Below are 6873 nucleotides of genomic sequence, written 5' to 3' on the forward strand. Positions count from 1 at the left end.
TGTTCATATGGCTTTTAAGCTTCTAGAAGGAGATAAGCAGAATCAATATCTAAGGCGTAGCGTTGTACGTGCTGTATTTTCATACATTGAAGCGCTTATTGAAAGTACAAAGGTAGAGATTCGCACAAGTTTGAGATTGGAAAGGCCCAACTACGAAGCATGATGTGATCTCAGTAAAAGGTATAAGAGTGGGTAATGATATAAAACCGAATAACCCCACAGAAAATAGTGGGGTTGTGATCGGATGTTTACGTGTATATTTTCACGGCCTGATTATTCGCCTGCTTGGTGCTCTGGATAATCAAGCAGGCCTTTCTCAGCACCACCAAACAAGGTCTCCGGATCGTGTGCAGACAACGGATAATCGTTTTTAATACGTTTTGGTAAGTCGGGATTTGCAATAAATGGGCGACCAAAGCCAACCATATCAGCTAATCCATCTGTGATTGCTTGTGTCGCTTTCTCGCCATTGTAGCGACCAGCATAAATAATGACACCTTGGTATGCTTCACGTATTGCGTGCTTAAACTCTGTTGGCGTATCAGGTGCATCGTCCCAATCCACTTCAGCAATATGAATATATACTACATTCAGCTTATTGAGTAGCGCTGCAGCCGCAGTGTAGGTTTCGACAGGTGTTTTATCTACTGTACCGTTTAGCGAAGTAAATGGTGCAAGACGAACACCAACGCGTTCAGCGCCGATAGCATCAACCATTGCTTCTACGACTTCACTCAAGAAACGCAGGCGATTATCAATAGAACCACCGTATTCATCGGTACGGTTGTTGGCTTCAGAGTCAATAAACTGGTTCACCAGGTAGCCATTTGCAGCATGCAGTTCAATTCCATCAAAACCGGCTTCGATCGCATTGAGTGCTGCCTGACGGTATTCCCCTACCACTCTATTGATATCGTCTTTGGTCATTTCGCGTGGTTCAACCACATCAACGAAGCCTGGTTCGTCGCTTCCGTTGTCGATGAATACTTTTACATTTTCTGCTTTCAGTGCTGAAGAGGAAATCGGCTGTTGACCGCCAATGTTATCAGGGTGTGTTACACGACCTACATGCCAAAGCTGAGAGAAGATAACGCCCTTTTTCTCATGAACGGCATCAGTGACGTTTTTCCAGCCTGCAATTTGCTCTGGGGTATAGATACCGGGTGTCCAGGCATAGCCTTGACCCATTTCAGAAATCTGCGTGCCTTCAGCGACAATTAGGCCTGCTGTTGCACGCTGGGCATAGTACTCCGCCATCATATCGTTGGCGATGTTCCCTGGCTGACTAGCTCGTGAGCGAGTCATTGGCGGCATGACGATACGGTTTTTGAGCGATACTTTACCTAGCTGCAATGGTTGAAACAGTGCTTCTTTCATCGTGTTATTTCCCCTTACTTGCTAACTTGGATTAGCTCAATTTGATAACCATCAGGATCAGTAATAAAGGCGATATGCGTCGTTCCTCCTTTTACTGGGCCCGGTTCACGGGTTACGTTACCACCAAGGGTTTTGATCTTGTCGCATGCGGCGTAAATATCTTCAACACCTAATGCAAGGTGACCAAATGCATTCCCCATATCATATTGATTAGTATCCCAGTTGTAGGTCAACTCAATCGTTGTGCCTTCTGGTTGATCTTCGTACCCTACGAAAACTAATGAGTAGCGGTATTCGGTATTTTCCGTTTGATCCAGAATGCTCATACCAAGCACCTTGGTATAAAACTCAATAGATTGTTCTAGGTTCGTAACGCGGATCATGGTGTGTAAAAACTTCATAGTTAACCCTATTAAACGTTTCACCGAACTAACTTCCTATGACAGGGACACTTGTATTCAGGTAGCGTTATGATATCAATGATTTTTGAATTTGAAGTGAAGATACTTGGAATTAACATGAACAGGAAATTATGGTTTATTATGGGTTTGATAATTTATTGTTATGATTGGTATTCAAGGTTCAAATATCGAGTGCTTGCTCTGTCTAGCTATTTCCATCAACATTTGCCTGATATACACGACCAATACTGGACACGTCATTAACCCCTAGTTCAGATAATCCGGAACTCTATGGTTCGAGCTTTTCATTTAACATGGAATTGTCCAGTGTCGTGTCAGCTTAACCTTGGTTGACACGAATCTGCCCCATTCCAAGCTAGAAAAAGAATATACACATGGTTTGTTAATATGAGTTCGCCAGAGTATTTCTAATGGCATATCAGGTTCAATTGACTATATTTGCGTGGTACTTTAGATGTTCAATGAACATCGGAATTTTTTTAGCCAAGTGCTTTCTAGAAGAATAAAAAGCATACAGCACTAAATCATCAGGCTGATATTCCATCTCAACCACCTCCAAAGTGTCTGCACATATCTCAGCTTGGCAAAATTCTATAGGTAGTATCGCAAGGCCTAAACCAGATATTGCACCTGTTTTGGCAAGATACCCGCTGTTCACTTTAAAAGAAGACTGTACTTTTTGAGTAATCAGCTCACCTTTAGCGTTTTTGAATATCCACGGAGTTCCATTTAACGCGGTAAAGCTATTGATACAGGGAACATGTTTCAAATCGGTAATCTGAAAAGGTCTGGGAAAGCGCCGTAGGATTTTGGGGGATGCCACAACAGCACTTGGCCAGCGTTTAATCTCCTTAGCTACCCAACTATTGTCTTCGAGCTTTCCTCGATGAAAGCTTAAGACGATGTCAAAGCCATCAAGTAAATCCTCTTTCGGACTGATGCTCGTATCACAACATAATGAAACAGAAGGATGCAGGGTACAAAAAGAAACCACTGCTTGGGCTAATGCAGGCGAATCAGGCATTAAAACTTTAAGCTGCCCCATGACTTCATGAGAGTGCTGAGTCACTTCCTCAAGAGCATCATTAAGCTTGTCCAGCAATGGCTGTGTGCGTAAATAAAGATGTTCTCCTGCATCTGTCGGAGCGATTCGGCGTGTGGTTCTGTCAAATAGTCGTATATCCAGTCGCTCTTCCAGCAAAGCGATATGGCGACTGACATTTGATGTCGGCAAACTTAGAAATTCCGCAGCACGTTTAAAACTGTTGTTCTCGTAGACACAGTGAAAACTTTTTAACCACTGCTGTTCAATCTTATCAAGCATCTCATTTAGTCCCATAAAGTGGGATTATAAAACCAATAATTGACACTTTATTACCATAAACAGGCTAATACAATACTCTTCACTAAAGGTATCTAGGTAAGGTTTCCCCATGAGTTGGCTAGAAAAGCTATTGGATAAGAAGAACATAATTAGTACACGTAAAGCGTCGATTCCTGAGGGGGTATGGACTAAATGCCCCTCTTGTAACCAGATCTTATACCGCATAGCCCTTGAAGAGAATCTGGCTGTGTGTCCAAAATGCGATCACCATATGAGGATGGCGGCACGCCAACGATTAGACAGTTTTTTGGATAAAGAAGAGCGAACTGAAATTGCCAGTGAACATGAACCGAAAGATTTGCTCAATTTTAAGGATCTGAAACGCTATAAGGATCGCCTTGCTCTAGCTCAGAAAAGTACAGGAGAAAGAGATGCACTGGTTGTGATGAAGGGAAAACTGATGGGCTTACCTGTTGTTGCCTGCGCATTCGAGTTTTCTTTTATGGCAGGCTCAATGGGGTCAGTTGTAGGCGCACGTTTCGTTCGAGCAGTTGAAGCGGCTATTGATGCAAATTGTGGGTTGGTGTGCTTTTCTGCTTGTGGTGGTGCTCGAATGCAAGAGTCGCTAATGGCTTTGATGCAAATGGCCAAAACCAGCGCTGCTTTGAATCAATTATCAATGGCTAAATTGCCCTACATATCGGTACTAACAGATCAAACTTATGGTGGTGTCTCAGCTAGCGTAGCCATGTTAGGGGACATTAACATTGGCGAACCGAAGGCAAGAATTGGGTTTGCGGGGCGTCGAGTTATAGAACAAACCGTTCGAGAAAAATTACCCGAGGGCTTTCAGCAAAGTGAGTTCCTCTTAGAGCATGGTGCTCTAGATATGATTGTGGATAGGCGTGAGATGCGCAAACGAGTTGGTGGACTAATCGCTAAAATGACAAATAGAACTATTCCGCTGGATGTATAGCTTATAAGTTTTTACTTATATAGGTATTCAAAATTACGATGTACAGCCATATCCATGACTGTACAAACCAGAAATTATCCTTCGGATAATTTTAATCCACTAAAGCTAAAATGAAATTGCCCCATTATGCGTTAGTGCTAAAACTCATTCATATCCCGTTAATGATAGTTAGCGATATATTTTCTTATATCTTCTCCTTTAGATAAACACATAGATAAAGTCAGCCCATCGTCTGTAGTGGTGAAGTTAAAATGTCCTGCTTGATCCAAATTAGAAATGTCTGGTGCGAGAGAGTGAATGTATTACGCGAAGCATGGAGTTACATACTGGGGGAATGGTCTTCCTTGTACGATTGGTTTTTATTGGAGTGATTTATGGAAAACGAAGTGTATGACATCATTGCACCTTGGGTTAACGTATCGACGTGGCACACCAACCACCCACTAGCTCAAGAACGATCTAGTTACAAATTTCTATTGTATAGCCTCGTCGTAACTAACGAAATGATACAATTTTCACCCGAAAGATCAGCCTAACTAAAAGGATGGCTTACTCAAAATACTATCCAGTTCGACTCTAATAAAAGCTGATATTTCGGCCAACTTTCTTGGGAGTGGATTTTGGTAAGGGTAGGCGATATACATCGCTCTTTCCGTATCGAAAATTTTTGTAATATGGATGTTGTTTACGTGGCTACCTTTCATGAGGTAATTTGGAATGACACCAACGCCGATGCCTCTAGCAACAAAGTTCATTAGAATGGACGTATTATCAACTTCAATGACATCACTGTAATTCTTCTTTATCGACTCTTTACTCGAATGGTTTTTATAGATGAGTAACGTATTATTTTTAGTGTTGTCGATTTTCGATATTAAAATATCGTTATAATTTCCAACTTTATGTGCAATCAATGTGTCATCAACAACGTTATTAAGTCTAATCGCTATATCTACATTGCTTTCTAATAAATTCTCAACATTGTTACTTGATGATATTTCAAAGTTAACGGCAGGATACCGTTCTTGAAGGTCTTTAAGAATATCACCAAAAATAGAAGAGGCTATCGAGTTAGGCATTGTTATTTTAAATTTCCCACTAATACAGTCACTAAGTGATTTTGCTCTGTAATTCAACTCTTGTAAATTCTCTAAAGCTTCGATGGCAAGTTCTTTGATGCTTTCGCCATGATCAGTCAGAATGAGTTTTCTTGTTGTTCTGTGAACGAGCGTAACCCCAAGCTGTTTCTCTAAGGCCGCCAGTTGACGGCTGACTTGAGCCTTCGATTTTCCAAGCTCCTTTGAAGCCTTCGTCAAGGAGAGGTGCTTACAAATTGCCGCAAAGCAGATTAGCTCATTGTTCATCAATTCCATGATTGTTACCTATATGCAACTCTAAGTCACGTTGTCTTTTAAATCCCCACTTAGTATAACTAGCTTTCGTCGGAGGATGAAAGTGATATTTAAAAGTTGCAATAAAATAATGATAGATTATTACCTTAATAAAAAGTTGATGATATTGAATTAAACCGATATAACGAAAAGTTTAAATCATTTTTAATTAATCTTGAAAGTAAATAAAGTATAAAGATGTATGTTTTAGGGAAATAATTGAGACGTTTAAACTCGATGATCTTACTTGTTGATGGTTTTATTATTAATTAGGGTTCAATCCCACCAAAAGACTCAATAAATATTGAGCTATATTTATCACATTTAAACTATAACCTAACCAATGTAGAGGTATTAAACTATGAAGACAGAAAAACAAAGTTCGAAAAAATATCACTTTCAACGCGAAAATTTGTCTAGCTTGATAAATAATATTATCCGGTTTTATACAAAAGTGTTTATTACATTATTTGGTGATGAGATGAGAACTCGCCACCAAAAAAGTAAAATCAATGTACGAAGTACGTGTGAGCTTAGCGATCACATGAAACGAGATCTTGGTTTAGATTAATTGCTAGCTTTCACTCGATCAATTCGAATAGCCGAAGCTAAACCGTTCGAACTACTTCGAATCGAGGGACATTTTCGTTATACGTCAGTGAATGATCTTTATTTTAGACATCCTGGAGGTGTTTAAGCTAACGTATCTCAAAATGGTGTAAGATACTCTTTTGGTTTTGGCATGTTTCGAATGGGAACATCTGCTACTGGTCATAAGTGGATATCCGTTAGGGTTCCTATAATCGGCATACGTTTATTCCATCCTAAGTAGAAAACCGCTGGGTATGAATCTCACTTTTTTGTATATTCATTCAATCCATGTTGTTCTCTGTAATACATTAACGTTGGATTTGAAATAATATACTAATGCTTTTAGTTTCATTTTGACTACCGACTCTAAATGATTTTTGTCCATCTTCGAGCTTGCTGGTATGGCTAGCTCAGAGCTGCCCCTTTCCTTGTTAGTACAATCACTCATTCATAAGCTGTTTACTGACCAATTCGCAATGCTCGGAAACTCCCAGAGCGAGCGTTAGGAATATTTTTTCGTATTTGATCATGGTGACAATTGATCCTACAGCCTAGATTTATCTCTGCTGCTAATGTAGCGTGCATCATTAAACGAAACTTATATTGAAGGCGATAAATGAACATTAGAGAGTTTTCAGGCTTGGTTGGTGTGGGCTCTGTTCAGTAACTTAGTTGAGAGCCCAGTACCCAGCGACTCTCTCTGTAAAAGTAGCCTTTGATAGTGAATCATCACTCAATATGCGCCGCCACCCTAAGTACTTAGTAAGGTTTTTAGTCGCCACACCGCAGAGC

The 6873-nt window shown here is 40.3% G+C and carries 5 protein-coding genes; 1 reads left to right on the plus strand and 4 read right to left on the minus strand.

Annotated elements, in window-relative coordinates; genetic code table 11:
- Window positions 1-273: 273 nt before the first annotated feature.
- The 3 genes from AC2204_RS20170 to AC2204_RS20180 all read right to left on the minus strand — a co-directional run bounded on the left by AC2204_RS20170 (window position 274) and on the right by AC2204_RS20180 (window position 3123).
- A complete protein-coding gene (locus tag AC2204_RS20170) occupies window positions 274-1377 on the minus strand; it encodes an alkene reductase (protein ID WP_318927686.1) in 1104 nt (367 codons plus the stop codon).
- Between the two features lie 14 nt (window positions 1378-1391).
- Entirely contained in the window at window positions 1392-1778 is a 387-nt protein-coding gene (gloA, locus tag AC2204_RS20175; protein ID WP_318927687.1) for a lactoylglutathione lyase, read from the minus strand.
- A gap of 445 nt (window positions 1779-2223) precedes the next feature.
- Entirely contained in the window at window positions 2224-3123 is a 900-nt protein-coding gene (locus AC2204_RS20180; protein WP_318927688.1) for a LysR family transcriptional regulator, read from the minus strand.
- Window positions 3124-3232: 109 nt separating this feature from the next.
- Between AC2204_RS20180 and accD the strand changes: the two genes are divergently transcribed.
- Window positions 3233-4099 (plus strand): acetyl-CoA carboxylase, carboxyltransferase subunit beta, encoded by an 867-nt coding sequence (gene accD, locus AC2204_RS20185; protein WP_318927689.1) that lies wholly within the window; start codon window positions 3233-3235, stop codon window positions 4097-4099.
- A 536-nt stretch (window positions 4100-4635) separates the two neighbouring features.
- Here accD and AC2204_RS20190 read toward each other — a convergent pair.
- Complete coding sequence (locus AC2204_RS20190; RefSeq protein ID WP_318927690.1) at window positions 4636-5472, minus strand: LysR family transcriptional regulator; 837 nt, start codon at window positions 5470-5472, stop codon at window positions 4636-4638.
- Window positions 5473-6873: the final 1401 nt, after the last annotated feature.

The organism is Photobacterium sp. (assembly GCF_057456235.1).